29 protein-coding genes are annotated in these 26,393 nt (G+C 68.5%); 11 read left to right on the top strand and 18 right to left on the bottom strand.

The features are described 5' to 3' along the window. Positions 1–10: 10 nt before the first annotated feature. Positions 11–421 (bottom strand): YchJ family protein, encoded by a 411-nt coding sequence (locus PQV94_RS06460; RefSeq protein ID WP_274287952.1) that lies wholly within the window; start codon positions 419–421, stop codon positions 11–13. A 79-nt stretch (positions 422–500) separates the two neighbouring features. On the opposite strand from PQV94_RS06460, the gene PQV94_RS06455 reads away from it, so the two are divergent. The 3 genes from PQV94_RS06455 to PQV94_RS06445 are packed head-to-tail and all read left to right on the top strand — an operon-like array spanning position 501 to position 2,985. Next, positions 501–1,433 (top strand): VOC family protein, encoded by a 933-nt coding sequence (locus PQV94_RS06455; protein ID WP_443192713.1) that lies wholly within the window; start codon positions 501–503, stop codon positions 1,431–1,433. 29 nt (positions 1,434–1,462) lie between these two features. After that, positions 1,463–1,951, top strand: coding sequence for a hypothetical protein (locus PQV94_RS06450; protein ID WP_274287950.1), 489 nt, complete (start codon positions 1,463–1,465; stop codon positions 1,949–1,951). Continuing rightward, the gene (locus tag PQV94_RS06445) at positions 1,951–2,985 is read left to right on the top strand and encodes an FUSC family protein (protein ID WP_337994371.1); all 1,035 of its coding nucleotides are present in this window, start codon (positions 1,951–1,953) and stop codon (positions 2,983–2,985) included. Before PQV94_RS06450 ends, PQV94_RS06445 begins: the two co-directional genes overlap by 1 nt. 6 nt (positions 2,986–2,991) lie before the next feature. Here PQV94_RS06445 and PQV94_RS06440 read toward each other — a convergent pair whose 3' ends face one another. From PQV94_RS06440 to PQV94_RS06425, 4 genes are all read right to left on the bottom strand, one after another. Then, positions 2,992–3,357, bottom strand: a complete 366-nt coding sequence (locus tag PQV94_RS06440) for a TraR/DksA family transcriptional regulator (RefSeq protein ID WP_274287949.1) — start codon at positions 3,355–3,357, stop codon at positions 2,992–2,994. 71 nt (positions 3,358–3,428) lie between these two features. Next, positions 3,429–3,836: a hypothetical protein gene (locus PQV94_RS06435; protein WP_274287948.1), complete on the bottom strand. Its 408-nt coding sequence runs from the start codon at positions 3,834–3,836 to the stop codon at positions 3,429–3,431. A 52-nt stretch (positions 3,837–3,888) separates the two neighbouring features. Further along, the gene (locus PQV94_RS06430) at positions 3,889–4,479 is read right to left on the bottom strand and encodes a nucleoside deaminase (RefSeq protein ID WP_274287947.1); all 591 of its coding nucleotides are present in this window, start codon (positions 4,477–4,479) and stop codon (positions 3,889–3,891) included. 50 nt (positions 4,480–4,529) lie between these two features. Then, positions 4,530–5,525, bottom strand: a complete 996-nt coding sequence (locus PQV94_RS06425; protein ID WP_274287946.1) for a PHP domain-containing protein — start codon at positions 5,523–5,525, stop codon at positions 4,530–4,532. Between the two features lie 87 nt (positions 5,526–5,612). Between PQV94_RS06425 and PQV94_RS06420 the strand changes: the two genes are divergently transcribed. Further along, positions 5,613–6,521: a 5'-3' exonuclease gene (locus PQV94_RS06420; protein ID WP_274288231.1), complete on the top strand. Its 909-nt coding sequence runs from the start codon at positions 5,613–5,615 to the stop codon at positions 6,519–6,521. Here PQV94_RS06420 and PQV94_RS06415 read toward each other — a convergent pair. The 3 genes from PQV94_RS06415 to trpD all read right to left on the bottom strand — a co-directional run bounded on the left by PQV94_RS06415 (position 6,452) and on the right by trpD (position 9,459). Next, a complete protein-coding gene (locus tag PQV94_RS06415) occupies positions 6,452–7,753 on the bottom strand; it encodes an MFS transporter (protein ID WP_274287945.1) in 1,302 nt (433 codons plus the stop codon). The two genes, PQV94_RS06420 and PQV94_RS06415, sit on opposite strands and share 70 nt — an antisense overlap. Positions 7,754–7,808: 55 nt before the next feature. Beyond that, positions 7,809–8,297, bottom strand: a complete 489-nt coding sequence (locus PQV94_RS06410) for an aromatic ring-opening dioxygenase LigA (protein WP_274287944.1) — start codon at positions 8,295–8,297, stop codon at positions 7,809–7,811. 97 nt (positions 8,298–8,394) lie between these two features. Beyond that, positions 8,395–9,459, bottom strand: a complete 1,065-nt coding sequence (trpD, locus tag PQV94_RS06405; RefSeq protein WP_274287943.1) for an anthranilate phosphoribosyltransferase — start codon at positions 9,457–9,459, stop codon at positions 8,395–8,397. 177 nt (positions 9,460–9,636) lie between these two features. On the opposite strand from trpD, the gene ctaE reads away from it, so the two are divergent. The 6 genes from ctaE to PQV94_RS06375 all read left to right on the top strand — a co-directional run bounded on the left by ctaE (position 9,637) and on the right by PQV94_RS06375 (position 15,821). Beyond that, positions 9,637–10,278 carry an aa3-type cytochrome oxidase subunit III gene (gene ctaE, locus PQV94_RS06400; RefSeq protein ID WP_274287942.1) on the top strand — a complete coding sequence of 214 codons (642 nt, stop codon included), beginning with the start codon at positions 9,637–9,639 and terminating at the stop codon, positions 10,276–10,278. Positions 10,279–10,297: 19 nt separating this feature from the next. Next, on the top strand, positions 10,298–11,101 hold the full coding sequence (gene qcrC, locus PQV94_RS06395; RefSeq protein ID WP_274287941.1) for a cytochrome bc1 complex diheme cytochrome c subunit: 804 nt from the start codon (positions 10,298–10,300) through the stop codon (positions 11,099–11,101). Positions 11,102–11,138: 37 nt separating this feature from the next. Continuing rightward, on the top strand, positions 11,139–12,218 hold the full coding sequence (qcrA, locus tag PQV94_RS06390) for a cytochrome bc1 complex Rieske iron-sulfur subunit (protein WP_274287940.1): 1,080 nt from the start codon (positions 11,139–11,141) through the stop codon (positions 12,216–12,218). Between the two features lie 44 nt (positions 12,219–12,262). Then, positions 12,263–14,047, top strand: coding sequence for a cytochrome bc1 complex cytochrome b subunit (gene qcrB / locus PQV94_RS06385; protein ID WP_274287939.1), 1,785 nt, complete (start codon positions 12,263–12,265; stop codon positions 14,045–14,047). 115 nt (positions 14,048–14,162) lie between these two features. Continuing rightward, positions 14,163–15,341, top strand: coding sequence for an FAD-dependent urate hydroxylase HpxO (gene hpxO, locus PQV94_RS06380; protein WP_274287938.1), 1,179 nt, complete (start codon positions 14,163–14,165; stop codon positions 15,339–15,341). A 72-nt stretch (positions 15,342–15,413) separates the two neighbouring features. Then, complete coding sequence (locus tag PQV94_RS06375) at positions 15,414–15,821, top strand: rhodanese-like domain-containing protein (protein ID WP_274287937.1); 408 nt, start codon at positions 15,414–15,416, stop codon at positions 15,819–15,821. 13 nt (positions 15,822–15,834) lie between these two features. On the opposite strand, the gene PQV94_RS06370 is transcribed toward PQV94_RS06375, so the two are convergent. The 6 genes from PQV94_RS06370 to PQV94_RS06345 form a co-directional block, all read right to left on the bottom strand. Further along, positions 15,835–16,626, bottom strand: a complete 792-nt coding sequence (locus tag PQV94_RS06370) for a PP2C family protein-serine/threonine phosphatase (protein ID WP_274287936.1) — start codon at positions 16,624–16,626, stop codon at positions 15,835–15,837. 3 nt (positions 16,627–16,629) lie between these two features. Further along, positions 16,630–17,064 carry an aa3-type cytochrome oxidase subunit IV gene (gene ctaF, locus PQV94_RS06365; RefSeq protein WP_137416753.1) on the bottom strand — a complete coding sequence of 145 codons (435 nt, stop codon included), beginning with the start codon at positions 17,062–17,064 and terminating at the stop codon, positions 16,630–16,632. Continuing rightward, positions 17,065–18,825: an aa3-type cytochrome oxidase subunit I gene (ctaD, locus tag PQV94_RS06360; protein ID WP_274287935.1), complete on the bottom strand. Its 1,761-nt coding sequence runs from the start codon at positions 18,823–18,825 to the stop codon at positions 17,065–17,067. It abuts the gene before it with no gap. Positions 18,826–18,827: 2 nt separating this feature from the next. Continuing rightward, a complete protein-coding gene (gene ctaC / locus PQV94_RS06355; RefSeq protein ID WP_274287934.1) occupies positions 18,828–19,721 on the bottom strand; it encodes an aa3-type cytochrome oxidase subunit II in 894 nt (297 codons plus the stop codon). A 154-nt stretch (positions 19,722–19,875) separates the two neighbouring features. Beyond that, entirely contained in the window at positions 19,876–20,241 is a 366-nt protein-coding gene (erpA, locus tag PQV94_RS06350; RefSeq protein WP_274287933.1) for an iron-sulfur cluster insertion protein ErpA, read from the bottom strand. Between the two features lie 112 nt (positions 20,242–20,353). After that, complete coding sequence (locus PQV94_RS06345) at positions 20,354–21,745, bottom strand: dipeptidase (RefSeq protein ID WP_274287932.1); 1,392 nt, start codon at positions 21,743–21,745, stop codon at positions 20,354–20,356. Between the two features lie 48 nt (positions 21,746–21,793). On the opposite strand from PQV94_RS06345, the gene PQV94_RS06340 reads away from it, so the two are divergent. Then, complete coding sequence (locus PQV94_RS06340) at positions 21,794–22,360, top strand: DUF3043 domain-containing protein (RefSeq protein WP_274287931.1); 567 nt, start codon at positions 21,794–21,796, stop codon at positions 22,358–22,360. Between the two features lie 48 nt (positions 22,361–22,408). Here the strand turns inward: PQV94_RS06340 and PQV94_RS06335 are convergent, their stop codons facing one another. The 4 genes from PQV94_RS06335 to PQV94_RS06320 are packed head-to-tail and all read right to left on the bottom strand — an operon-like array spanning position 22,409 to position 26,332. Next, on the bottom strand, positions 22,409–23,446 hold the full coding sequence (locus tag PQV94_RS06335; protein ID WP_274287930.1) for a quinone-dependent dihydroorotate dehydrogenase: 1,038 nt from the start codon (positions 23,444–23,446) through the stop codon (positions 22,409–22,411). 42 nt (positions 23,447–23,488) lie between these two features. After that, complete coding sequence (gene nrdR, locus PQV94_RS06330) at positions 23,489–23,974, bottom strand: transcriptional regulator NrdR (protein WP_274287929.1); 486 nt, start codon at positions 23,972–23,974, stop codon at positions 23,489–23,491. Between the two features lie 12 nt (positions 23,975–23,986). Then, positions 23,987–25,288 (bottom strand): histidinol dehydrogenase, encoded by a 1,302-nt coding sequence (gene hisD, locus PQV94_RS06325; protein WP_274287928.1) that lies wholly within the window; start codon positions 25,286–25,288, stop codon positions 23,987–23,989. A gap of 42 nt (positions 25,289–25,330) precedes the next feature. Further along, positions 25,331–26,332: a hypothetical protein gene (locus PQV94_RS06320; RefSeq protein WP_274287927.1), complete on the bottom strand. Its 1,002-nt coding sequence runs from the start codon at positions 26,330–26,332 to the stop codon at positions 25,331–25,333. Positions 26,333–26,393: the final 61 nt, after the last annotated feature.

Genomic DNA, 26,393 nt, shown 5'->3' with positions numbered 1-26,393 from the left:
TCCTTCCAGCCTACGCACCGGGCTCCGAGTGGGGCCCGGGCGGATCGAGAACACCGTCGAGATACCACCATCTGGCGCTCTGCTTCACGAACCGACTGCGTTCGTGCAGCACACCCGATGAAGATCCCTCGCGCCACGCCGCACGGAACTCCACGGTGCCCTTGCGATCGTCGGGTGAGCCGCCCGTCGCGTCGAGGACGGAGAGACCCAGCCAGCGCACATCACGGTCGAGGGTCAGCTCCGTCGGCCGTGTGCCCGGATGCCAGGTGTCGATGAGGTAGCTCGCATCCTGACGGACGAACGCCGTGTAGCGCGAACGCATGAGCGCCTCGGCCGTCAGCGGGGGCGTGCCCGCCAGGGCGGGACCGCAGCATCCGTCGAAAGTGCGGCCACTCCCGCAGGGACACGGCTGTTTCTCCATCCGACGATCCTCGCCCGCCCGCCGATCCGACGCAATATTCGGCGCCGCGCCGATGTTGGGCTCTTCAGCAGCCGAAGAAATGAGCACCATGAACAGCGCACCCGCCCCACTATCCGGGGAACTCCTGCCCGACGACACGGCCATGGATGCCGTGACCCTTCGTGTCGGGGACCTCGAGAACATGACCGGCTTCTACGGTTCCGCCCTCGCGCTGGAGCCCATCGAGGAGCGCGCTCGCGGGCACGAGGTCCATCGCGTCCTCGGACGCGGCGGAGTCCCCATGGTGCGCCTCGCGCACACACCCGAGCTCCCCCTTGCCGCGCCCGGCTCCGCGGGACTCTTCCATACCGCGTTCCTGTTCGACGACGCCGCGACCCTGGCCGCCATCGTCTACCGGACCGCCCAGGACGGCCGCGCGCGGTTCACCGGATCGAGTGACCACCTCGTCAGCGAGGCGTTCTACTTCACGGATCCCGAGGGCAACGGCATCGAGCTGTACACCGACCGGTCGCGCGACCTCTGGCGTCACGTCGACGGGGAGGTGCAGATGGACACGTTGTTCCTGGACCCGAACGAGTACCTGCGCACGCACCTCACGCAAGACGGTCTCGATCGTGTGTCGGCCGAACCAGGCCGGGTCGGACACGTCCATCTCCAGGTGGGCGACATCGCTCCCGCGCGCCGGTTCTACGTCGACGCGCTCGGGTTCGCGCCCTCGTTCACCGCGATACCCACGGCACTGTTCGCATCGGCCGGCGGATATCACCATCATGTCGCGATGAACACCTGGAACAGCGCGGGCGCGGGACCCCGGGCAGCGACCCTCGGACTGGGCGAGCTGGCGCTGGCTGTCGCCGATCGTTCGGCGCTCGACGCGCTGACCGAAAGGTTGCGTCGCTCGAGCTTCTCGTTCGACGACGACGGTCACGCGATCACGGCGCACGACCCGTGGGGTACGCGGGTGACGGTGACGATCGGCGGCACGAGCACGGACGAGCTGCTCACACGGTGAAGCGGCGCGCCGCCACGTACCCTGAACGGGTGGCCTCCGACACCGACACCCTCCGCTTCGTCACGCCGCGCGGACGCCTGCTCGTGCTCGCGGCTCTGTGCACCGTGATCACCGCCATGGGCGCGGTCATCATCGCCCTCAACATCGACAACACGCCCAGCCTGCTGCTCGGCGTCGCCGTGGTGGGCATCTTCGGCCTGGGCGGCGGATTCTCGCTGATCGGCCAGTTCCGCAACGCGACCGTGCTGCGAGCGGACGCTGACGGGATCCGCGTCGCGCGCATGGGGGCCGCGCCGTGGGCCGACGTCGATCGGATCGCCACCACAGCCAAGGGCGAGCTCGGTATCCGGATGCGGCGCACCGAGGCTCTCCTCGCCGGTGCACACAACAGCCATACACGCGAGAGTCTGCGCGCCCAGCGGGAGCGCAGCGGCGGATACGACCTCACCTTCACGGCGCATGACCTCGGGTGCCCGCCGGCGGACGCCGCCCGATCCCTGCGTGCGCTCCAGCCCTGATGGCTCGCATCTCGCTCCCGGTGACGGTGCGCGCGACGCAGCGCGCACCGCTCCTGCTCGTCGTCAAGTCCGCCGTCGCGACCGTGGGCGCGTGGCTCCTCTCGCAATGGCTCATTCCGGGCCCGCCCCCGGTGTTCGCGGCGATCGCGGCCGTACTTGTGGTCCAGCCGAGTCTGAATCAGTCGTTCACGCGCGCCATCGAGCGCTCCGTCGGCGTCATCGCCGGCGTGCTGCTCGCGTCCGCACTCGGCCTCGTCTTCGGCAACGGCACGTGGGTCGTGCTGCTCGCCGCGTGCGCGGGACTCCTGGTCGCCTGGTCGCTGCGCCTGTCGCCCACCGCCTCCACGCAGATCGCGATCAGCGCCATCCTCGTGCTCTCGCTGGGGCCGGCCACGCCCGACTATGCGCTCGATCGAATTCTGGAGACCCTGCTGGGCGCAGCGATCGGTTTCGTCGTCAACATCGCCATCGTCCCCCCGGTGGCGATCGCTCCGGCTCGCGAGGCGACCGATCGGCTGTCCGCCGAGCTCGCCGCATCCTTGGACCGCCTCGCCGACGCGCTCGAGACGCAGCGTTCCCCGGGCGAGCTGGAGGCGTTGATGGTCGAGGCGCGGCTCCTGCGTCCGATGCGGGATGCGGCGGAGCGCGCGATCGGCGGCGGGGCGGAGTCGCTCGCACTCAATCCGCGCAGTCGGCGGCACCGCACCGAGCTGGCAGAGCTCCGGGACCGTCTGGATCTCTACACCCCGATCGTCACGCAGGTCACCGGCATGACCCGCGCGGTCTACGACCACTACGCCCCTGAGATCGTCACCGACCCCCAGGTGCGGGCGCTGGCGGAGCAGATGCGTCGCGCCGCGCACGATCTGGAGCGCACGCGCGGTTCGGAGGCGGCGCCCGTCGACGAGCCGCCGGCACTCACGACGCCGCTGCAGATACCGCGTCCGCCGTCCGCCCACTGGGTGCTCATCGGCTCTCTGCTGGAGGATCTGCACCGCATCCACCACAGCCTCGTGGAACGCGAAGACGCCTAGGAATGCTCAGCGGCGCCCCTCGGCGCACGGCACGCACAGCGTCGCGGTCGGGCGCACGAGCAGTCGACCCACCGGGATGTCGCGTCCACACGACTCGCATACCCCGAAGGTGCCGTCGCCCAGTCTGCGCAGCGCATCGTCGATCTCGTCGATCTCGGCACTCGCCGCGCGCCGCAACCCCTCCAGACGAGACCACTCATCGCTGAGCGTCGCGCCCTCCGGGTCGTGCTCGTCATCGGCTCCGGCTGGATCGTTGCGGGCGTCCTGCACGTCGCGGATGGCCTCGCCACGCGCCCTCAGGTGCTCCGACGCGTCCCGGCGCAACGATGTCAGCAGGTCCGTGAACACGGCGGGGTCGATCTCTTCGTTCACAAGCCCATCGTGCCCTGACGAGCCCTGCGAAGCCGAGGGGCTGGACTCCGGCCGCCGGATCGCTCAGAGGCTCAGCGTGCCGTGACGACCACCGTGAACTCGAGAGGCTGGATACCGCCATCCTTGTTCGTCATCGTGATGCTCGTGGTCCCCACCGACAACGCGCGCACACCGGGGTTGAAGGTGGCGCTCCCGTCATCCTTGCCCGCGACGAACTCGGCGACGACCCCGTCGGCGACGGTGCCGGTGTAGCTGTCCACCGCGAGGTCGCCCGTGTCGATGTTCAGCGTCTGACCCACGATCAGGTCGACGCTGGCGCCCTGGAGGTCGGTCGCCGACATCGTGACAGGCGCGACGATGTCGCCGCCGATCGGTGTCGCATCCCCGGTCGGCGACGACGAGGAGGCGGGCGAGCAACCCGCCATGAGAAGGGACACGGTGACGACGGCGGCACCGAGCGCGAGTCTGCTGAGCTTCATGTGGTCAGTATCGCGGCGCGCCCGCCCGCCGCCGGTCACGATCGCGCAACGGTCACTCGACCGCGCCGCGGGCGTTGTACACGATCGAGTCGCTCGCCCCGTACGCCCGGTATACCTCGACGGCCTCGTCGTGACGGATGCCGATCGTCACGCTGATGCCGCGGCGCTCGAACTGGGCGGCCCAGTCGTCCACGACGGGTCCTTCGTCGAAGCCCGTGAGCTCCTCGAGGAGCGGGCCCTCGCCGGCGACGACGAGCGAACGCACGCCGCTCCACATCGTGGCCCCGTAGCACATGACGCACGGACGCCAGTTGACGACGAGTTCGAGCTCGGCACCGTCCGCGCCCAGGTCCCAGCGCCCGAGCGCGGTCTGCGCGAGGCTCAGCGTCGTCACCTCCGCGTGCAGGGAGGTGAGACCCGAGGCGAGCACGACGTTCACGCCCGCCGAGACGAGGCGCCCGGTGACCGAATCGACCACGATCGCCGCGAACGGCCCGCCGCTTCCCTCGCGCCAGTTGCGGTCGGCGAGGGCGTTGACCAGATCCATCCGCTCCTCCGCGGTTGGAAGCACCTCGGGGAGCGAATCGAGCTCGTCCAGGAGCCAGGAGGGCAGGGATGCGGAGATCGAGGAAGCGAGAGGCATGAGGACATCCTGTCCGGGGCACATGTCGGGGCTGTTACACGGCGTCGCGCTCAACGATCGCGTGCCAGCCAGGACCGGAGCCGGTCCAGCGGCCACGTCGTGACGACCCGCTCCGCTGGCACACCCGCGCGCTCGGCCCGCGCAGCGCCATGGTCGAGGAGCGAGAGCTGTCCCGGCGCGTGGGCGTCGCTGTCGATCGCGAACAGGCAACCCGCATCCAGCGCGATGGCGATCAGCTCGTCCGGTGGGTCCTGCCGTTCGGGTCGGGAGTTGATCTCGACCGCGACGCCGCGCTCGGCGCAGGCCGCGAAGACACGCTCCGCGTCGAAATCGGATGGCGGGCGCGTCCCGCGCGAGCCCTCCACGAGGCGCCCGGTGCAGTGGCCGAGGACGTCTGTGTGCTCGTTGCGCACGGCATGCAGCATCCTCCCGGTCATCTCGCCACCCGCCATCCGGAGCTTCGAGTGGGCGCTTGCCACCACGACGTCGAGCCTCGCGAGCATCTCCGGTGTCTGATCGAGTGACCCGTCCTCGAGGATGTCGACCTCGATGCCGCTGAGGAGCGTGAACCCGTCGCCGGAGTACCGCGGAAGCTCCTCGAGCTGCTGTGCGAGCCGTTCCGCCGTGAGGCCGTTGGCCACGCGCAGCCGCGGCGAGTGATCCGTGAGGGCGACATACTCGCGACCCATCGCGCGCGCCGCGTCCGCCATCGCAGCGATGGGTGCCTGCCCGTCGGACCAGTTCGAATGCGCGTGAAGATCGCCGCGAAGTCGAGCGAAGAGCGTGCTCGCCTCCTCCGGCGCAACGCGGTCTCTCAGTTCCGCGAGGTAGTCGGGGACGGCGCCCGACGCCGCCTGCAGGATCACCTCGAGCGAGCTCTTACCGATCCCCTTCGTGCGCCGCAGGGTCTCCGGATCGGACCGCACCGCCGACGGCAATGCAGCCACCGCCTCTGCCGCCGCACGAAAAGCCTGGGACCGATAACGCGATGCCCGCTCGCGCTCGAGCAGCGTCGCGATCTCGCGGAGCGCGTCGATGGGATCCATCGTCCCAGTGTGCCCACGTCCGCCTCCCGTGTCAGGGGCGCTCGAGAATGCCGACGCGCGTGGCAGGATGAGCCCGTGTCCCGCCTCATGCTCCTCGACACCGCGTCGCTGTACTTCCGCGCCTTCTACGGCGTGCCCGACTCGGTGAAGGCTCCGAACGGGCAGCCGATCAACGCCGTCCGTGGGTTGCTCGACATCATCGCCAAACTCGTCAGCACCTACGAGCCGACCCACCTCGTCGCGTGCTGGGACGACGATTGGCGCCCTGACTGGCGCGTGCAGCTCATCCCGAGCTACAAGACCCATCGTGTGGTCGCCGAGGTGGAGGCGGGCCCGGATGTCGAGGAGGTGCCCGACCCGCTGGAGGCGCAGATCCCGCTGATCCGCGAGTCGCTCGACCGGTTGGGGATCCCGATCGTGGGTGCCGCCGCGCACGAGGCGGACGACGTCATCGGCACCCTGGCAACGGATGCGGGGATGCCCGTCGACATCGTCACCGGTGACCGCGACCTCTTCCAGCTCGTCGACGACGCGGCCGGGGTGCGTGTGATCTACACGGCCCGCGGCATGAGCAACCTCGAGATCGTCACGGATGATGTCGTGCGCGCCAAGTATGGCGTCGCACCGCAGCAGTACGCCGACTTCGCCGTGCTCCGCGGCGACGCATCCGACGGGCTTCCCGGAGTGGCGGGCATCGGCGAGAAGACGGCAGCCACCCTGCTGACCGCCCACGGCGACCTCGCCGGAATCATCGCCGCGGCGACGGCAGGAGAAGGAATGAGCGCCGGGGTGCGCGCGAAGATCGCGGCCGGCGCCGACTACTTGACCGTCGCCCCCACGGTGGTCCGCGTGGTGCGAGACCTCGAGCTGGCGACGTTCGACGCGACCCTCCGGGAGGTCTCCCCCGATGCGGCGGCCTTCGCCGATCAGTGGGGTCTGGGCACCGCGTTCGCGCGCGCCACGAAGGCCATCGCCGCAAGGATCGCGACCGCATAACCGACCGCGACGGCCAGCATGAGAACCAGGGGCCCCTGCCAGCCGCCGGTCGCCTCGTGCAGGGCACCCGCGATCGGGGCCCCGAAGGCCCCGATGCCGTAGCCGCCGCCCTGCACGAGGGCGGAGATCGTGGTCGCCTCCGCATCCGTGCGGGCCACGGTGACGACGGCGGAGAAGATCGCGACGAACCCACCCGCGTGCGCGAGAGCTCCGAAGGACAGCCACACCCACATGAGCTCGGGAGCGCACAGCATGCCCACGGTCAGCGTCAGCCAGCACGCGCTGATGGTCAGCGGGACGACGATGCGCGGGGTGTAGCGGGCGAGGACCGGCACGAGGAAGGACCCGGCGATCGCCACCCCCTGGAAGATGGAGGCGAGCGCGCCCGCACCGGATCGGTCGAGCCCCAGCTCGTCGGCACCGATCGAGGGCAGCCACGTCGAGAGTGCGTAGTAGATGGTGACCTGGAGCGAGAAGGCGCCCAGCAGCAGCCACACCACCGGCCGCCGGAAGACGCCGCCCCTGGTGGAGACGACGGGGAGCGGCCCCGTCAGCGCTGCGACGTCGTCGACGGAGCTCACCCCGGCGGATGCGGCCGAGGGTGCGCCGGAGAAGCGTTCGCCCCACAGCGCGCCACGCCGGCGCTCCCGCGCGAGGTGGACGCTCCACACAGCGACGCCGGCCAGCGTCAGCACGGACCAGACCACCAGAGCGAGGTTCCAGCCCACGACCTCGGCGATGGGGGCCGTCAGCAGCGACGTCGCCAGTGAACCCGCGTTGAGGGTCGCGGTGTAGGAAGCCGTGACGAACGCGACGCGATCCGGGGGCACGTCGCGGCGGATGACGACGGGGATCACGACGTTCCCGATCGTGATCGCCGCACCGATGACGATCATTCCCGTCAGCAATGCGGGATAACCGGGAAGCGCGCGGATCGCAGTTCCGAGGAGGACGCCGGTCAACGTCACGAGCAGCGCCAGCTCGGCACCGGCCCGACGGATCACCAGAGCGGCGATCGGGGTGAGAAGCGCGAACATGAGCACCGGCGCGGTGGTCAGCAGCCCGGCGGATGCCGCACCGATCCCGAGATCGTCCTCGATCTGGCGGATCACCGGCGTCGGAGCGACGATCGGGCCACGCAGGCTCAACGCGGCGACGAGCAGCCCGATGACGACGAGGAAAGGAAATGCCCGCCCCGCACCCCCAGCATGGGGCGGGGCGGGCGGGCTCATCCGTCCAGTCTATGAACGCGGGTCGGATCGGGCGTCACGCCGACCCGCGACCGGATCAGGCGCCGGAGACGTTCGCGCGGCGAACGACGACCGGAACCGCGGCGAGCCGGTAGATGGCCGAGCCGAACAGGATCGACAGCACGCCGATGCCCATCGCGAACGCGGCGACGCCGAAGGAAACGACCGAGGTGAACAGTGAGGCGCGCAGGAACGACGCGTTCATCATCGTGGCGCGCACCGGGTCGTCGCGGTCGAGTTCGGCGTAGGTGGCACCGTTCGAGGCCTCGAGGGCGTGGTGCTGGATGATGTCGGCCTGCACGTAGGCGGTGAAGGGGCCGTCGACGACCTGCCCCTGGAAGGCCATCGCGTCATCGGGGACGACGATGTTCTCGGCGCGCAGCTGCGACGAGACCATGACCCAGACGGCGATGCCCACGACGATGAGGGCGACGCCGCCCAGGATTCCCAGGACTGCGGCGATCTTGACGAAGCCGACCTTCTTGGCGGGTGCCTCGATGGTGTCGGCGGTGGCGGGGGTGGACATCTTTGCTCCTCGGTGGGTTCGAACGGTGGTGCTTCGAACCTACGGGTCCGCTGTGAGCGGCCGAAAGGCAGGGCGCCGTGAATATCGGCCCGGTCGTTCAGCCCGCCGCGAGCTCCTGCGTCGTCGCCGCCCAGGTGGCGAGCGTGCGCTCGGCCGCACCGCTGTCGATCGCTGCCGCAGCCTCTTCCTTCGCCTCGGCGAGGCGCTCGAGGATCGGGCGCTGCACCTGGGCCGCATCCTGCGACAGCCGGTACGAGACGAGACCGGCCGCCGTGTTGAGCAGCACGATGTCTCGCACCGGACCGGCCTCGCCGGCGAGCACCCGCCGCACGACCTCGGCGTTGTGGGCGGGCGAGCCGCCGATGAGCTCGGAGATGTCGGCGAGAGGGATGCCGAGGTCCCGCGGATCCAGGTCGTGCTCGTGCACGTCTCCGCGGGAGATCTCCCAGATCCGGCTGTGTCCGGTCGTGGTCAGCTCGTCCAGCCCGTCGTCACCGCGGAACACGAGCGCGGTCGCACCGCGGGTGCGGAACACCCCCGTGATCAGCGGCACGCGGTCCAGATGCGCGACGCCCACGGCGTTCGCCTCGGCGCGCGCGGGGTTGCACAGCGGCCCCAGGAAGTTGAAGACCGTGGGGACGCCGAGCTCGGCGCGCGTGGGGCCGGCATGTCGGAATCCCGGATGGAACGCCGCCGCGAAGGCGAAGGTGATGCCGGCGCGCTCGAGCGTCGCCGCGACCGCATCCGGGCTGAGGGTCAGATCGATGCCGAGCTCACGCAGCACATCGGAGGAACCCGAGGAGGAGCTGGCCGCCTTGTTGCCGTGCTTGACGACCGGCACACCCGTGGATGCGGCGACGATGGCCGCCGTCGAGGAGATGTTCACCGTCCCGAAGCGGTCGCCGCCGGTCCCCACGATGTCGAGCACATCGGCGGGCACGGGCAGCGGCAAGGCCGCCGCGAGGATCGCGTCACGGAAGCCCACGATCTCGTCCACCGTCTCGCCCTTGGCCCGCAGCGCGATGAGGAATCCGGCCAGCTGGGACGGCGTCGCCTCGCCCGCCATGATCTGCTGCATCGCCCATGTCGCGTCCGACACGCTGAGGTCGGCACCCCCGAGCAATTCCGTCAGGATGTCGGACCAGGTGCGCGCGGGGAACATGGTTCCCGATCCTACCGAGCGCGCCCGTCCCGCGACGGCAATGGCCTCCGGCGCGCGATCACCGGATACCGAGCGTCTTCACGGCCCGCTCGCCCGATTCTCTTAGGTCGCCCTAAGCTGCGACAAGGTCCGTTCGGGGGCGCGAGGTGCAAGAGTCGGCCGTGAATATCGGTCATAATGGTGAGCGTGACGACGCCAGCGACATATAACCAGGCCCTCCGTTCGGTCAAACGGCCAGATCCGGTCGCCGTGGGGACAATCGTCTGGCTCGGCAGCGAGGTGATGTTCTTCGCGGGCCTGTTCGCGATCTACTTCACCCTCCGCAGCACCTCGCCCGACCTGTGGGCCCAGGAGACCGAGCTGCTGAACGTTCCGTTCGCAGCCGTCAACACCCTGGTCCTGGTCCTGTCCAGCTTCGCTTGCCAGTTCGGCGTCTTCGCCGCCGAGCGCTTCCAGCCCTACCGCACCGGCTCGTTCTGGAACCTGCGCCGCTGGGGCATGGTCGAGTGGTTCTTCCTCACCTTCTTCATGGGAGCCGTCTTCGTCTCCGGTCAGGTGTGGGAGTACGCGCAGCTCGTCACCGAGGGCATGCCGATCACGGCCAACGCCTACGCATCCGCCTTCTACCTGACGACAGGCTTCCACGCTCTGCACGTCACCGGCGGCCTCGTCGCGTTCCTGCTCGTCATCGGCCGCGCCTACGCGGTCAAGAACTTCGGGCGCAAGGAGATGACCACCTCGATCGTCGTGTCCTACTACTGGCACTTCGTCGACGTGGTCTGGATCGCCCTGTTCCTCGTCATCTACTTCCTGAAATAAGAAGCCGGAGCCCAGCACCATGGCACGTGAGAAGAAGCGGCGCACCTCCGGTCGTCGAAGCCCCCTGGCCGCAGCAGCCCTGATCGGCATCGGCCTGCTGATGACCGGCGGCATCTACGCCGGAGCATCCGCCGCGATGGCGGCGACCACCGAGACGCAGACCGCCGCGTCCCAGCTCACCGTCGAAGACGGCAAGAAGCTGTTCCAGGCGAACTGCGCCACCTGCCACGGCATGGACCTTCAGGGCACGCAGAACGGCCCGTCGCTCTACGGCGTCGGCGAGCTGTCCGTGCACTTCCAGGTCTCGACCGGTCGCATGCCCCTGCAGGCGCAGGCGCCGCAGGCCCCGCAGAAGCCGGTGCAGTTCACCGACGAGCAGACCGAGGCGATCGCCAAGTTCGTCCAGTCGATCGCGCCCGGCCCGACCTACCCGTCCTCGGAGGTTCTCGACGGCGAAGGCGACGTCTCCGCAGGAGCAGAGCTCTTCCGCATCAACTGCGCCATGTGCCACAACGTGGCCGGCGCCGGTGGTGCGCTCACGGAGGGCAAGTACGCCCCCGACCTGCACACGACCAGCGCGCTGAACATGTACGCGGCGATGGTGACCGGCCCGCAGAACATGCCGGTGTTCAACGACATGAACCTCACCCCCGAGGACAAGCGCGACATCATCTCGGCACTGCTGTACATGCAGAAGACCGAATCCCCCGGTGGCTTCTCGCTCGGCTCTCTCGGCCCCGTCTCGGAGGGCCTGTTCATCTGGATCTTCGGCATCGGCACGCTGATCGCCATCACGGTGTGGATCACCGCGAAGTCCAACTGATCTTTTTGACGAACTGACGGAACGTACGAGGAGCACCATGGCACACGAGGACGACGCGCTCGAGCACGAGAGGGCTTCCTGGAAGCCCTCCAGCGGGCTCGCCGTGACGGTGTCCGACCCGGTGAAGAACCCCGGTCTGCCGCCCCACCGCGAGCGCGTGACCGATAAGGACCCCGCCGCGATGAAGCGCGCCGTCCGCACCGTGTACACGCTGTTCTACCTGTCGGTGGCGGCATCCGTGTGGGCTGTCGTCGCCTACATGGTCTTCCCCATCGAGAGCGGCTCCATCGCGGCCATCCGCGACAACAACCTCTTCATCGGACTCGGCATCGCCTTCGCGCTGCTGGCCATCGGCGTGGGCGCGATCCACTGGTCGAAGGCGATCATGTCCGACAAGGAGTTCATCGAGCCGCGTCACGCGACTCGTGGGCGCGACACCACCCGCGAGGCGGTCGTGGAGGCGTTGACGGTCGCCAACGAGGAGTCCGGATTCGGGCGCCGCGCGATGATCCGCAACTCGCTGTTCGCCGCTCTCGTCGCCTCGGTCGTGCCCGGCGTCGTCCTCTTCCGCGGGCTCGCACCCGAGTCGAGCCCGGAGAACCCCTACGCGGGCGACCCGGTGCACCTGCTCAGCAACACGATGTGGAAGAAGGGCATGCGCCTCGCGCACGACCCCAGCGGTCGTCCGATCAAGGCGTCGGATGTCACGCTCGGCTCCGCGTTCCACGTGATCCCCGAAGAGCTCGCCTCCCTCAGCCACCACGACGGCTACCTCGAGGAGAAGGCCAAGGCGATCGTGCTGCTCATGCGCATGCCGCAGGACGTGCTGATCGAGGCCGAGGACCGCAAGGACTGGTCGTACGACGGCATCGTCGCCTACTCCAAGGTCTGCACCCACGTCGGATGCCCGGTGGCGCTCTACGAGCAGCAGACGCACCACCTCCTCTGCCCCTGCCACCAGTCGCAGTTCGACGTCTCCGACGGCGCCAAGGTCATCCTCGGCCCGGCCGCGCGTCCGCTGCCACAGTTGCCCATCGCGGTCGACGACGAGGGCTACCTCATCGCCCGCAGTGACTTCACCGAGCCCGTCGGTCCGAGCTTCTGGGAGCGCCATTGAGCACCGCAACCCACCCCACGGAGAACGTCACGACGGAACCCGCGATGCCTGCGAGCTCCTCTGAGCGCAGCAAGCCCCTCGGCGGCCGCTTCGTCGGTGCCGCCGCGAACTACCTGGACGAGCGCACGAGCCTCTCCGGCCTCGTCAAGGAGCTCGGTCGCAAGATCTTCCCCGACCACTGGTCGTTCATGCTCGGCGAGATCGCGCTGTGGAGCTTCGTCGTCGTGCTGCTGTCCGGCACGTTCCTGACGTTCTTCTTCCAGGCCTCCATGGTCGAGACGCACTACGACGGCGCCTACGAGCCGATGCGCGGCATCGCGATGTCCGCGGCGCTCGAGTCCGCGCTGCACATCTCGTTCGATGTGCGCGGCGGCCTGCTGGTGCGTCAGATCCACCACTGGGCGGCGCTCGTGTTCGTCGCCGGTATCGGCGTGCACATGCTGCGCGTGTTCTTCACCGGCGCGTTCCGCAAGCCCCGCGAGCTCAACTGGGTCATCGGTTTCATCCTCTTCATCCTCGCGATGGCAGAGGGCTTCACCGGCTACTCGCTCCCCGACGACCTGCTCTCCGGTAACGGTCTGCGCATCATCGACGGCATGGTCAAGGGCATCCCCGTCGTCGGCACGTGGATCTCGTTCCTGCTCTTCGGCGGCGAGTTCCCCGGCACCGACATCGTCGGCCGTCTCTACACGCTGCACATCCTGCTGCTCCCGGCGATCTTGATCGCCCTGCTGGCGCTGCACCTCGTACTGATGATCATCAACAAGCACACCCAGTTCGCCGGCCCCGCCCGGACGAACAGCAACGTGGTGGGCTACCCGATGGTCCCCGTGTACGCGTCGAAGATGGGTGGCTTCTTCTTCCTCACCTTCGGTGTGATCGTCCTGATCGCCTCTCTGTTCACGATCAACCCGATCTGGAACTACGGTCCGTACGACCCCTCCCCCGTGTCGGCCGGTACGCAGCCCGACTGGTACATCGGCTTCGCCGACGGCGCACTGCGCCTTGTGCCCCCGCACCTGGAGTTCGTCTTCCTCGACCGCACGTGGTCGTGGAACATCCTCCTGCCGCTGGGCATCCTGGGCCTGTTCATCGTCCTCGTTCTGATCTACCCGTTCATCGAGGCATGGATCACAGGCGACCAGCGCGAGCACCACATCGCGCAGCGTCCGCGCAACGCGCCGACCCGTACCGCCATCGGTGCCGCGGGAGTCACGTTCTACGCCGTGCTGTGGGCAGCCGCTTCGTCGGACATCATCGCGACCCACTTCCACCTGACGATGGAGGGCGTGATCCACACGCTGCAGGCTCTGCTCATCGTCGGCCCGGTCATCGCCTACTTCGTCACGAAGCGCCTGTGCATCGCGCTGCAGAAGAAGGATCGTGAGATCGCGTTGCACGGCTACGAGTCGGGTCGCATCGTGCGCCTGCCCGGCGGCGAGTACATCGAGGTGCACCAGCCCGTCGACGAGTACGAGCGCTGGAAGCTGGTCGACTTCGAGGTCAACGAACCGCTGGTCGTGCGTCCCAACGCTCAGGGTCGCATCCCCTGGCACCAGAACATGCGCGCATCGCTCTCCCGGTGGTTCTTCGAGGATCGCCTCACCCCCGTCACGCAGGCTGAGGTGGATGCCGCGCTCGCGCACCAGCACCACGAGATCGACCACATCGACGCCGAGGAGACGGCCGAGCTCGAAGGTGCCGCACAGCGCGCCGCCGCCGAAGGACGCCCGACCGTCGCCCTGCACGACAAGGCAGAGGTCGAGATCCCCGCGCCGAAGTTCCTCGAGGGCGCTGAGAAGCCCGAGACGGACGACGACAAGAAGTAGTCACGTCACGACGAAGAGAGGGCTCCGATCCACGGATCGGGGCCCTCTCTTCGTGTACTTCTTGGATGTTGGTGTCTGTAACATTCCCGTGACAGCGCCTCGCTAGCGTGGCGATGTGCGAGTCATCATCATCGGAGCAGGCATCGGGGGTACGAGCGCGGCGATCGCGCTCGGCCGCCTCGGCCACGACGTCCACGTCTACGACCAGATCCGCGAGAACCGGCCCGTCGGCGCCGCGCTCTCGCTGTGGCCCAACGGTGTCAAGGTGCTCAACTGGCTCGGCCTCGGCGACGAGGTGGCCGCTCTCGGCGGTCGCATGGACTACATGGCGTACGTCGACGGGCTCGACGGCGACGAGATGTGCCGCTTCAGCCTCGACCCCGTCACCCGGCAAACCGGTCAGCGCGCCTACCCAGTGGCCCGCGCCGACCTGCAGGCGCTGCTCATGGACAGGGTCGGCGCCGGCCGCATCCACCTCGGGATGCGGATGACGGGTATCTCCGAGGCGGACGACGAGGTCACCGTCACGTTCGAGGACGGCAGCACCGCACAGGCTGATCTGGTCATCGGCGCAGACGGGGCGCGCTCACTCACCCGTGACTACGTGCTGGGTGCGCCCACGAAACGTCGATACTCGGGATACACGAACTTCAACGGCCTCGTTCCGGTCGATGCCCGCATCTCCCCCACCGACCAGTGGACGACGTACGTGGGCGAGGGCAAGCGCGTGTCGGTGATGCCCGTCGCCGGCGATCGCTTCTACTTCTTCTTCGACGTCCCGCAGCCCTCGGGGCTCCCCTACGACCGCAGCGAGGGCGTCGCGCCGCTGCGTGAGGCGTTCGCCGGATGGACGGAGGGGGTGCAGATCCTGCTCGATGCGATCGATCCGGCGACGTCGCTCAATCGCGTCGAGATCTGGGACATCGATCCCTTCCACACGTGGACGCGCGGTCGCGTCGTCCTGCTCGGGGACTCCGCGCACAATACCGCTCCCGACATCGGCCAGGGCGCCTGTTCGGCCCTCGAGGACAGCTTCGTGCTCGGACTCGTGTTCGCGACGACGACCTTGGGTGTCGCTGACGCCCTGCGGCGGTACGAGGCGGCCCGCACGACCCGCGCGGGCGACCTCGTTCTCCGTGCACGCAAGCGGGCCGCCGAGACCCATGGTTTCGACCCTGAGACGACCGCCGCCTGGTACGCAGGGCTGCGCAAGGAAACCGGGGAGAACGTCATCCGCGGGATCGTCGGCAACATCGTCGACAGTCCCGTGACGATCGGCGGACTGCTGAGCTGACCGGCAGGATCCTGTCGATGTGCGACGGTTCTGAGCGCTGACGTGCGGCGCCACGCTGCCTAGAGTCGTATCATGCAGGATGCACGCAGCTACTTCTCCGCAAAGCTCGCCAACGAGACAGACGCCTCAGATGTGTACGCCGCGCAGCGCGCCGGCGAACAGCTGATCCTGGTGGATGTGCGCAGCACGGCCGCCTGGGATCAGGGCCACATCTCCGGCGCCGTGCATCTTCCGTACCGCGAGATCGCCGAGCGCGCGGCGGAGATCATCCCCACCGGGTCCTCTGTCGTCGTCTACTGCTGGAGCCCCGGCTGCAATGCGGGCACGAAGGGCGCGCTGGCATTCATCGAGGCCGGCTATGCGGTCAAGGAGATGATCGGCGGATACGAGTATTGGGTGCGGGAGGGATATCCCGCCGAGAATGCCTCAGGACCCCTCCCACGCCACCGGGATCCCCTCCTGTCGATCGTCGCGCCCTGAGTCCTGCGCGCGCTCAGGCGGAGATGTCCAGGTTCTCCTGGAAGAGCTCGCCGGCGGAGCCGCTGAAAACCGCGGGCTCCCCTGCGACATCGCCGTCGACGACGTCGCAGACCACCGCGGTGACGTTGTCGCGCGAGCCGCTGTCCAGCGCGAGAGCCACGAGAGCCGCGGCCGCCTCCGAAGCACCGCGGTGGCGAAGCAGCGTCAGTCCGATCTCCTCGTCATCCAGGTAGTCGCTGACCCCGTCGCTGCACAACAGCCAACGGTCGCCGATCACCGTATCGCGCTCTGCGATCGATACGACGTCTTCCTCACCGCCGCCGAGCGACGCCGTGATGATGTTGCGACGCGGATGCGATGCCGCGGCCTCCGGCGTGAGGAGGCCGCTGTCGACGAGGGCCTGCACGTAAGAGTCGTCCCTGGTCTCCCGGCGCAGCTGAGCGTGCCGCAGAAGGTACGCGCGGGAATCACCCGTGTGAGCGAGAAGCAGACGCTCCTCGGGGGCGACGAAGACGCCGGTGAAGGTCGTCGCCATGCCCTGAAGCGAGGGATCCCGCTGTACGTGTGCGCGCAGGTCCCAGTTCGCTTCGCGGATCTGCACCAGCAGCTGCTCCGCATCCGTCGCCGACAGAGGCGAGGGCACGAGCCGGTGCACGAAGGCTGCGGACGCGAGATCCCCTGAGGGGCCTCCGCCGACGCCGTCGGCGACGGCGGCACCCCAGGATGCGGTGAAGGCCGCATCCTGGTTGGACGTTCGATATCGGCCGATGTCTGAGACGGCGGCCGCGTTGAGCCTGATCGGCACGGATCAGTGGGCGAAGTACCCGCGGTAGTACTCGTACACCCAGCCGACGATCGCCACGGCGAAGATGCCGAGACCGATCGGGAGCATCCAGGTGCCGACCGCGAGACCGATCGCCGCCACCGCCGCGGAGGCCGCGAGAACGAGCGGCCACCACGACCACGGGCTGAACTCACCGAGCTCAGGGTCACCGTCGTCGATGTCGGCAGTGAGCGTGTCCTCGGGAAGCTCGCCCTGCTGCGCCTTGTAGACGCGGTGCGTGTAGAACCCGATCATGAGCGCCATGAAGGCGCCGAACAGCAGAGCGACCGATCCGACCCACTCGATGGCGTTGTGCCAGGCGAGATCGGGGTGAGCGAGGATGTTCCAGCCGGTGTAGACGACGTCGATGAAGACGAAGAACCCGACCAGGATCCACCAGAGGTTGATGTTGGTGCGCACTTACTTGACCTCTCCGTCGGCCGCATCGACGACCGGGGCGTCAGGGGCATCCTTCGCGGGTCCCACGCCCACCGGCACGGCGGCCTCGGGGTGGTTCAGATCGAAGGCGGGACGCTCGGAGCGGATGCGCGGGATGGACGTGAAGTTGTGGCGCGGGGGCGGGCAGCTCGTGGCCCACTCCAGCGAGCCGCCGTAACCCCACGGGTCGTTGACGGTGACCTTGGGCGCCGTGCGCGCGGTGATCCAGACGTTCAGGAGGAACGGGATCACCGATGCGGCCAGGATCATCGAGCCGATCGTCGACACCTGGTTCTGCCAGGTCCAGCCGTCGGCCGAGGAGTAGTCCGCGTAGCGGCGCACCATGCCGTCGACGCCCAGCCAGTGCTGGATGAGGAAGGTCATGTGGAAGCCGATGAACAGGATCCAGAAGTGGATGTATCCCAGACGCTCGTTCAGCATCTTGCCCGTCCACTTCGGCCACCAGAAGTAGAAGCCGGCGAACATCGCGAACACGACGGTTCCGAAGACGACGTAGTGGAAGTGCGCGACGACGAAGTACGAGTCGCTCAGTGCGAAGTCGAGGGGCGGCGAGGCCAGGATGACACCGGTCAGGCCACCGAAGACGAACGACACCAGGAAGCCGAGCGAGAACACCATCGGCGTCTCGAACGTCACCGATCCTCGCCACATCGTTCCGATCCAGTTGAAGATCTTCACACCGGTCGGGACCGCGATGAGCATCGTCATGAAGGCAAAGAACGGCAGCAGCACCGCACCGGTCACGTACATGTGGTGGGCCCAGACCGCGACCGAGAGCACCGCGATGGCGATGGTCGCGTAGATGAGGGTCTTGTATCCGAAGATCGGCTTGCGGCTGAACACCGGGAAGATCTCGGACACGATGCCGAAGAACGGCAGCGCGATGATGTAGACCTCAGGGTGGCCGAAGAACCAGAACAGGTGCTGCCACAGCAGGACGCCGCCGTTGTGCGGGTCGTAGATGTGAGCGCCCAGCACGCGGTCCGCGGCAGCGGCGAAGATCGCCGCTGCCAGCACGGGGAACGCGAGCAGGATCAGGATGCTCGTGACGAGCGTGTTCCACGAGAAGATCGGCATGCGCCACATGGTCATGCCGGGGGCGCGCATCGTGACGATCGTGGTGATGAAGTTGACCGCACCCAGGATCGTTCCGAAGCCCGAGATACCCAGACCCAGCATCCAGAGGTTTCCGCCGGCGCCTGGAGTGAAGGAGGCGCTCGCGAGCGGCTGATACGCGAACCAGCCGAAGGATGCGGCGCCCGCGGGCGTGAGGAATCCGGCCACGGCGATCGTGGAACCGAACAGGAACAGCCAGAAGGCGAACGCGTTCAGTCGCGGGAACGCCACATCCGGCGCACCGATCTGCAGCGGCAGGATCGCGTTCGCGAAGCCCGCGAACAGCGGGGTCGCGAACATGAGCAGCATGATCGTGCCGTGCATGGTGAACAGCTGGTTGTACTGCTCTTTGGTCGGGATGATCTGCATCCCGGGCTCGAACAGCTCGGCGCGGATGATCAGCGCCATCACGCCGCCCAGCAGGAAGAACAGGAACGAGGCGATCAGGTACATGTACCCGATGGTCTTGTGGTCAGTGGAGGTGATCCACTTGACGATGATGTTGCCCTTCTGCTCGATCCGCGAGGAGCTCAGCAGAGCGGCCTGGCGCGGCGGCAGGGTCGTGGGGCGGGAAGGCGCTTCCTGAAGCGGGGCTGTCGTCGCCATGATCACTCGTCTCCCTTGGCGGTTGCGCCGGTGCCCGGCAGGTTGCCCAGTCGGTCGTAGGCGTCCTGGATGTCGCCGGTCTGACCCTTGTCGCGCAGGCTTTCGAGGTACTGCTCGTACTCGGCGTCGCTGACGACCTTGACGTTGAAGAGCATCATCGAGTGGTACTCACCACACAGCTCGGCGCACTTGCCGGCGTACGTCCCCTCACGCGTCGGCGTGAACGACCAGTAATTGTCACGGCCGATGTACATGTCCTTCTTGTACAGGAAGTCGATAATCCAGAAGGAATGGATGACATCGCGGGACTCGAGCTTGATCTTGACGCTCTTGTCGACGGGCAGGTAGAGCGTCGGCAGCTGCGACTGGTCGACGTTGCCGGCGGCGTCGGTCTGCGCCTGGATGCCCATGGACCAGACGGCGTCATCGCCGGAGGCGTCTTCGCCGTTGTACTGGAAGTCCCACGCCCACTGCTTGCCGATCGCCACGATCGACACGTCGGGGTCGTCGGTCTGGGTCTCCAGGGTCGCCTGGTCGCGCGCGGTGAAGGCGAAGAAGCCGACCACGAGGATCAGCGGCACGATCGTGTAGAAGATCTCGATCGGCATGTTGTAGCGCAGCTGGACCGGCAGACCCGTCTGGCCGCGACGACGACGGTAGGCGATCATCGCCCAGAGCATCAGACCCCACGTGATGACGCCGACGGCGAGCAGGACGATCCAGGAGTTGACCCACAGTCCGGCGACCATGTCGGTGTGGTTCGTGGCAGCCTGGCCGTCTTCGGTGAACCCGGGAAGGAAGCCGTGCAGCTGGGTCGGGCTGCATCCAGCGAGGATGGCAGCCGTCGCGATCCCCAGCGGAAGAACGGCTAGTCGGATTCGACGTTTCGAAGGCACGGTGCACCTTTCCAGGTCACGAATAAAGCTTCCTTCAGTCTAGAGCAAGCTCACACCTGATTCAGGCCACGCGTTCAGCCCAGAACGACGAATCGGCGCGTCCGGATCGCGGAGAAGCGAGCCTGGACGCGCCGATTCTCGGCGTGTCGCGGGGTCAGTGGAAACTGTCGCCGCAGGCGCAGGACCCGGCTGCGTTGGGGTTGTCGATCGTGAACCCCTGCTCCGAGATCGTGTCCTTGAAGTCGATCTTCGCGCCGTCGAGGTACGGAACGCTCATGTCGTCCACGACGACCTCGACACCGTCGAAGTCGACCGTCTGGTCCCCCTCGAGCAGGCGCTCGTCGAAGTAGAGCTGGTAGATCAGCCCGCTGCAGCCACCCGGCTGCACGGCGACGCGCAGACGCAGGTCGTCGCGGCCCTCCTGCTCGAGCAGGTTCTTCACCTTGGCGGCGGCGTCGTCGGTGAGGGCCACGCCGTGTGCGCGGGCCGTCGTTTCGTTCGACAGGGCGGTGTCGGTCATGACTCTCCTCGTGTACTTCTCGGTACGGTCCGATGCCGTCGGATGCGGGCGTGGCGCCCGAAGGGGACGGATCACGCCGATTCTACGCCGCCGAGCCGCGTCCAGGGCGGGTTCAGCGCCGTTCGTTCAACGACTCCAGCAATGACGCCTCGGCCAGTACGGCGTGACGGAAGGTGTCGAGGTGCAGTGATTCGTTCGGGCTGTGCGCCCGGGAGTGCGGATCCTCCACTCCTGTCACCAGGATCTGCGCGCCGGGGAACTGCTCCACGAGATCGGCGATGAACGGGATGGAGCCGCCCACGCCGACGTCGACCGGGTCGACGCCGTAGCCGGTGGCGAGACTCGTGCGGGCCACCTCGACGGCCCAGCCATCGGTGTCGACGAGGAAGCCGTCGCCGAGGTCGACGTCGGAGAAGGTCAGCTCCGCACCGAATGGGGCGTGACGGCGCAGGTGCTCCTCGATCGCGGCATACGCCTCGTGTGCGGACTGTCCAGGAGCCACGCGCGCGCTCACCACGACCGAGATCTCCGGCGCCAGGGTGTTGGATGCGGCGGCGACGCTCGTCGCGTCGATGCCGGTCACCGTCACCGACGGCTTGTTCCAGATGCGCGACAGGATCGTGCCGCGACCGATCGGGGTGGCCCCGGCGGGAAGACCGGCCTCAGAGCGCAGGGTCTGCTCGGTGTAGTCCGGTGTCGGCGCGTCGCGCTCCGTCAGGCCTTCGACGGCCACGGCCCCGTCGTCGTCCCAGAGCGTCGCGAGCAGCTTGATCGCCGCCATCGTGGCATCGGGCACGGCGCCGCCGAACATCCCCGAGTGCGAGGCGTGCTCGAGGGTGCGCACGGTGAGGGTGAAGCGCGCGTTGCCGCGCAGCGAGACCGTCAGCGCGGGGGTGACCGCATCCCAGTTGCCCGAGTCGGCGACCACGATCACGTCGGAGCGCAGCTGATCGCGGTGGTCGGCGAGGAACTGTGCGAACGAGCGCGAGCCGTACTCCTCCTCGCCCTCGATGAACAGCGCGATGCCCAGCGTCAGGTCGTCGCCGTACACCTCGTGGATCGCGCGGAGCGCGGCGATGTGCGCCATCACCCCCGCCTTGTCGTCGGCGGCACCGCGGCCGTACAGACGGCCATCGCGCACGGTGGGTTCGAAGGGCGGCGTCTCCCAGAGAGCATCGTCCCCGGGCGGCTGCACGTCGTGGTGCGCGTACAGGAGCACGGTGGGCGCTCCCTCCCGCGCCGCGCGGGTGGCGAGAATCGCGGGCTGACCCACTTCGTCCGTACCGGGCACGGCCGAGCGGGCGATCTCCACGGAATCGAAGATGCCGATCCCCTCGGCGAGGGCGGCGATCGCCTCGGCGCTGCGCACCAGGGCGTCCTGGTCGAAAGCGGGCCACGCGATCGAGGGGATGCGCACGAGCGCACCCAGATCGGCGAGGGCGACGGGGATGCCGGCGGCGGCCGCTTCGTGAACGGCCCCGTTCCTGGGATTCTCGGAGGTCATGCGGGTAATCTTAAGGCGCACCCCTCCCCCGTTCTTTTGAGGACCATCGTGGCCAAGACCTCCGCCGACTCCGCCGCGCACGACGCGCCGAGCACTCCGACGACCGGCAAGGGGCGGGCGACGCCCACCCGCGCCGAGCGGGAAGCGGCGCGAAAGCGTCCGCTCGTCGCCGACACGAAGGAAGCGAAGGCCCGGGCACGCGCCGAGCTGCGAGAGCGGCAGGAGAAGGCGCGCATCGGCATGGCCAACGGCGACGACCGTTACCTGCAGGCGCGCGACAAGGGCCCGCAGCGCCGCTTCGTCCGAGACTGGGTCGACTCCACGTGGCACGTCGCCGAGCTCGTGATGCCCGTCATGGTCGCGGTGCTCCTGCTCATGTTCGTCGGCATCCCCGCCATCCAGGTGTACGCGTACCTCGTGCTGTGGGCGTTCATCATCGTGGCCGTGCTCGACATGGTGATCACCGCGATCCGCGTCAAGCGCGCCGCTCGGGCGAAGTTCGGCGAGGACCGTGTCGAGAAGGGCCTCGGCTTCTACGGCGCCATGCGGACGGTGCAGATGCGCTTCATGCGCCTACCCAAGCCCCAGGTGAAGCGCGGACAGCGTCCCGCCTGATCGAATCGACGAAGCGGCCGGTCCTTGGGGACCGGCCGCTTTCTCGTGTCAGCGAACGCGGGAGGGTGCGGCGGCCAGGCCTCTGTTGATCTGCCGCGCCCAGAACGGCCCTCGATAGAGGAATCCGGTGTAGCCCTGGGTCAGCGTCGCGCCCGCATCCAACCGCTCCTGCACGTCCTGCGCCGTCTCGATCCCGCCGGCGGCGATCACGCAGAAGTCCTCCGGAACCTCCTGGCGCACGATCCGCAGCGCCTCGACGGCACGCGGACCGAGCGGCGCGCCCGACAGCCCTCCCGCTCCCGCCGCCTCGACGATCTCGGGGGCGGTCCGAAGCCCTTCCCGCGAGATCGTCGTGTTGGTGGCGATGACACCGTCGAGTCCCAGCTCCACGGCCAGGCGTGCCACGGCGCGGATACCGTCGTCGGAGAGATCCGGGGCGAACTTCACCAGGAGCGGCGTCGTACCGGATGCGGCACGCACGGCCTCCAGCAACGGCCGAAGGGTGTCGATCTCCTGCAGGCCGCGTAGCCCCGGGGTGTTGGGCGACGACACGTTGACGACGAGATAGTCGGCCAGGGGCGCGAGCAGGCGCGCGCTGCGCACATAGTCGTCGACAGCGTCGGCGACGTCGACGACGCGGCTCTTGCCGATGTTGACGCCCAGAACGGGCCTGCGGCGCCGGCGGCGCAGCCGGCGAAGTCGCGCTGCCGCCGCATCCGCACCGGCGTTGTTGAATCCCATCCGGTTGATCACGGCGCGGTCGGGAATCAACCGGAACAGCCGCGGGCGAGGGTTCCCCTCCTGCGGCACGGCCGTGACGGTGCCGACCTCGACGTGTCCGAACCCGAGCGCATAAAGCCCGGCGGCGGCGACAGCGTTCTTGTCGAAGCCCGCCGCGACACCGAACGGCGAGTCGAACTGCAGCCCGAGCGTGCGCACCCTGTTCTGGGGCGCCGGGCGTGTCAGGGCCCGGGCGAGCGGGGTGAGCGGGCGGACGCCCAGAGCGCGGATGACGAGCATGGCGGCGTGGTGCGCCGTCTCGGGGTCCATGCGGGACAGGACGCGGCGAAAGAGGAGGTCATACATCGACAGCCAGGCTATCGCTGCCTCGCGCGGGCCCCCGCACCGTCAGTCGTTCGTGGGTTCCGACGCGGCGGCGGCGCGCAGCTCGTGATCGGCGCGCAGCTGGGCGATCGACGACTCGAAGTCCTCCAACGATTCGAACGCCTGGTAGACGCTCGCGAACCGAAGGTAGGCGACCTCATCGAGCTCACGGAGCGGGTCGAGGATCGCCAGCCCGATCTCGTTGGTGTCGATCTGCGAACTGCCGGTGCGGCGCAGGATCTCCTCCACGCGCTGGGCGAGCAGCGCCAGATCACCGTCGGTGACCGGACGCCCCTGGCATGCCTTGCGCACCCCGGAGACGACCTTGTCGCGACTGAAGGGCTCGATGACCCCCGAGCGCTTGATGACGTTCAGACTCGCCGTCTCGACGGTCGAGAAACGCCCGCCGCACTCGGGGCACTGACGACGTCGGCGGATGCTGAGTCCGTCATCGGTCGTGCGGGAGTCGATGACGCGGGAATCGGGATGGCGGCAGAACGGGCAATGCATGACCAGGCCAGATTAGTCCTCGAAACGGGCCTCGACGGCCTCGCCGTGCGCGGGCAGTGCTTCGGCGCGGGCGAGCGTGACGATCGCGTCGCGCACGTCGGCGAGAGCGGCCCTGTCGTACTCGATGATCTGCTGCGGGCGCAGGAACGTCGAGGCGGACAGCCCCGCCGCATACCGCGCCTGGCCGCCCGTGGGCAGGACGTGGTTGCTGCCGGCGAGGTAGTCGCCGAGGCTGACCGGCGCGTGGTCTCCCACGAACACGGCGCCGGCGTTGACGAACTCGTCCACACGCGGATCGGACAGGTGGATCTCGAGGTGCTCGGGGGCGTATGCGTTGCTGAAGGCGATCGCCTGGTCCACGTCGTCGACGAGCACGATCGCCGACTGCGGGCCCGACAGCGCGGCGGCGACGCGCTCGGCATGCCGGGTGCGCGGCTGGCGGATCGTCAGCTCGGCACTCACCCGCTCGGCGAGCTCAGCGGACGGGGTGACCAGCACGGCCGAGGCCTGCTCGTCGTGCTCGGCCTGGCTGATGAGATCGGCGGCCACGAGCGAGGGCTGCGCGGCGTCGTCGGCGACGATGAGGATCTCGGTCGCGCCTGCCTCCGCATCCGTGCCGACGAGCCCCGCCACGGCGCGCTTGGCCGCGGCGACGAAATTATTGCCGGGCCCGGTGACCACATCGACCGGGTCGAGCTCGAGCGAGGGCACGCCGTAAGCGAGCGCACCGATCGCACCGGCCCCGCCCATCGCATAGACCTCGTCGACCCCCAGCAACTTGGCCGCCGCGAGGATCACGGGGTGGATGCGTCCGCCGAACTCCCGCTGGGGAGGCGACGCGAGCGCGACGACCGACACGCCCGCCACCTGGGCGGGCACGACGTTCATGACGACGCTCGAGGGATACACCGCCTTGCCGCCGGGCACGTACACACCGACGCGTCGAACCGGCTGCCATCGCTGATGCACCTTCGCGCCGGGGGCGAGCTCGGTCGTGGTGGGCGGCGGGACCTGCGCCGCGGAGGCGGCTCGCACGCGGAGGATCGCCTCGTCGAGCGCCGCGCGCACCTCGGGAGCGAGTTCTGCGAGCGCGTCATCGAGGTGCGACGCCGGCACACGCACCGGGTGGTCCGTGACGCCGTCGAAGCGCTCCGCCTGCTCGCGGAGGGCTTGCTCACCACGGGCGGCGACATCATGAACGATCTGGGCCGCCGCCGTCAGAGCCGCTTCGCGCGCCAGTTCCGCACGCGGGACTGCGGCCAGGAGCTCGCTCGCGGAAAGCGTGCGACCGCGCAGGTCGATCGTCTGAAGCATCCCTTCAGGCTACCGTCTCGGGCGTCCGCCTCCGCGCGTGCGTCAGCCGCGCGTGACTCCGGACACGTCGTGGAGATAGCCGATACGACCGTCTTCGTGACGAACCACGAAGACCTCGCCGCGATCCTCGATGACCAGTGCCCACGCCGTCGAATCGACGCGGAAGATCGGCACGCCCATCTCGTCGAGAACCTCGCGCTCCTCGGGCACGAGGGCCCAGAACGCCTGGGAGACCGGGAGCTGCTCGGTGGCAGGCTCTGCCGCGGAGGCGAATCCCTCGTCGTAGGCGGCGGTCTGAGCGTGGGGGTCGGCGTACGCCTCGTCGGTGGCCCCGAACAGCGCAGCGGCCTCGTCTCGAGGCTGGTCGGCCGGCGGCGTGGCCTGCGTCCAGCCCGGTTCGGGCTGATGTGCCACCGGGTACGCGGAGCCGGGTGCCGAGGCGTCGTGTGCGACGGGGGCAGGCGCCGGGCGCTGAGACACGGGGCGGGCACCGCGAGCGACGCGATGGGAGACGGTCTCCGTCCGGTACTCGAAGTCGTCCTTGAGTCCGGGGATGAAGGGAGCGATCGCCGTGAAGACGACCCCGGCGGCCATGAGCACCAGCTCGACCCAGTGGACCCAGCTGCCGAGGCCCGTGAGCGCGAAGGACTCCCAGATCATCTGCACCCACACCACGGTCGAGACGGCGAAGGCGACGGAGGCGAACTGATCGATGCCGAGCGAGCCCACGCGGCGGATGCCCTGAGGCGAGAGCCGGCGCAGCACGATCAGGAATACCGCGACGGTGGGCAGCCCGATGGTGAGCACCCAGGCGATGCCCATCGTCCACACCGAGAGCGGGGCGAAGTAGCTCAGCGAGAAGAACGACGCGATGAACGCGAGGGCCCAGATGCCGAGCAGGGCGACCTCACGGATCGAGAACGGCCAGACGCCGTACTGGGGCGGCACCGTCGCCTCGTCGTCCTCGAACTCGTCGAGCTGGTCGTCCTCCACGGCGTCGACGAACTCGTCGTCACCGGTCACGACGGGGTTCTCATCGGTCATGTCGCATCCTTTCGGCGCGGGCAGGGGAAAGAGCGAGTCGATCCTAACGGCGGCGGCTATG

This window comes from Microbacterium sp. Clip185 (assembly GCF_028743715.1).
GTDB lineage: Bacteria > Actinomycetota > Actinomycetes > Actinomycetales > Microbacteriaceae > Microbacterium.
This window is presented reverse-complemented; position numbering and strand designations above follow the sequence as displayed.

Excerpts from the sequence above, each read along its gene's own strand:
- PQV94_RS06460 (WP_274287952.1), bottom strand. The coding sequence starts at position 421 with ATGGAGAAACAGCCGTGTCCCTGCGGGAGTGGCCGCACTTTCGACGGA.
- PQV94_RS06455 (WP_443192713.1), top strand. The coding sequence starts at position 501 with ATGAGCACCATGAACAGCGCACCCGCCCCACTATCCGGGGAACTCCTG.
- PQV94_RS06445 (WP_337994371.1), top strand. The coding sequence starts at position 1,951 with ATGGCTCGCATCTCGCTCCCGGTGACGGTGCGCGCGACGCAGCGCGCA.
- PQV94_RS06435 (WP_274287948.1), bottom strand. The coding sequence starts at position 3,836 with ATGAAGCTCAGCAGACTCGCGCTCGGTGCCGCCGTCGTCACCGTGTCC.
- PQV94_RS06430 (WP_274287947.1), bottom strand. The coding sequence starts at position 4,479 with ATGCCTCTCGCTTCCTCGATCTCCGCATCCCTGCCCTCCTGGCTCCTG.
- PQV94_RS06425 (WP_274287946.1), bottom strand. The coding sequence starts at position 5,525 with ATGGATCCCATCGACGCGCTCCGCGAGATCGCGACGCTGCTCGAGCGC.
- PQV94_RS06420 (WP_274288231.1), top strand. The coding sequence starts at position 5,613 with ATGCTCCTCGACACCGCGTCGCTGTACTTCCGCGCCTTCTACGGCGTG.
- PQV94_RS06415 (WP_274287945.1), bottom strand. The coding sequence starts at position 7,753 with ATGAGCCCGCCCGCCCCGCCCCATGCTGGGGGTGCGGGGCGGGCATTT.
- PQV94_RS06410 (WP_274287944.1), bottom strand. The coding sequence starts at position 8,297 with ATGTCCACCCCCGCCACCGCCGACACCATCGAGGCACCCGCCAAGAAG.
- trpD (WP_274287943.1), bottom strand. The coding sequence starts at position 9,459 with ATGTTCCCCGCGCGCACCTGGTCCGACATCCTGACGGAATTGCTCGGG.
- ctaE (WP_274287942.1), top strand. The coding sequence starts at position 9,637 with ATGGTGAGCGTGACGACGCCAGCGACATATAACCAGGCCCTCCGTTCG.
- qcrC (WP_274287941.1), top strand. The coding sequence starts at position 10,298 with ATGGCACGTGAGAAGAAGCGGCGCACCTCCGGTCGTCGAAGCCCCCTG.
- qcrA (WP_274287940.1), top strand. The coding sequence starts at position 11,139 with ATGGCACACGAGGACGACGCGCTCGAGCACGAGAGGGCTTCCTGGAAG.
- qcrB (WP_274287939.1), top strand. The coding sequence starts at position 12,263 with ATGCCTGCGAGCTCCTCTGAGCGCAGCAAGCCCCTCGGCGGCCGCTTC.
- PQV94_RS06375 (WP_274287937.1), top strand. The coding sequence starts at position 15,414 with ATGCAGGATGCACGCAGCTACTTCTCCGCAAAGCTCGCCAACGAGACA.
- ctaD (WP_274287935.1), bottom strand. The coding sequence starts at position 18,825 with ATGGCGACGACAGCCCCGCTTCAGGAAGCGCCTTCCCGCCCCACGACC.
- erpA (WP_274287933.1), bottom strand. The coding sequence starts at position 20,241 with ATGACCGACACCGCCCTGTCGAACGAAACGACGGCCCGCGCACACGGC.
- PQV94_RS06345 (WP_274287932.1), bottom strand. The coding sequence starts at position 21,745 with ATGACCTCCGAGAATCCCAGGAACGGGGCCGTTCACGAAGCGGCCGCC.
- PQV94_RS06335 (WP_274287930.1), bottom strand. The coding sequence starts at position 23,446 with ATGTATGACCTCCTCTTTCGCCGCGTCCTGTCCCGCATGGACCCCGAG.
- nrdR (WP_274287929.1), bottom strand. The coding sequence starts at position 23,974 with ATGCATTGCCCGTTCTGCCGCCATCCCGATTCCCGCGTCATCGACTCC.
- hisD (WP_274287928.1), bottom strand. The coding sequence starts at position 25,288 with ATGCTTCAGACGATCGACCTGCGCGGTCGCACGCTTTCCGCGAGCGAG.
- PQV94_RS06320 (WP_274287927.1), bottom strand. The coding sequence starts at position 26,332 with ATGACCGATGAGAACCCCGTCGTGACCGGTGACGACGAGTTCGTCGAC.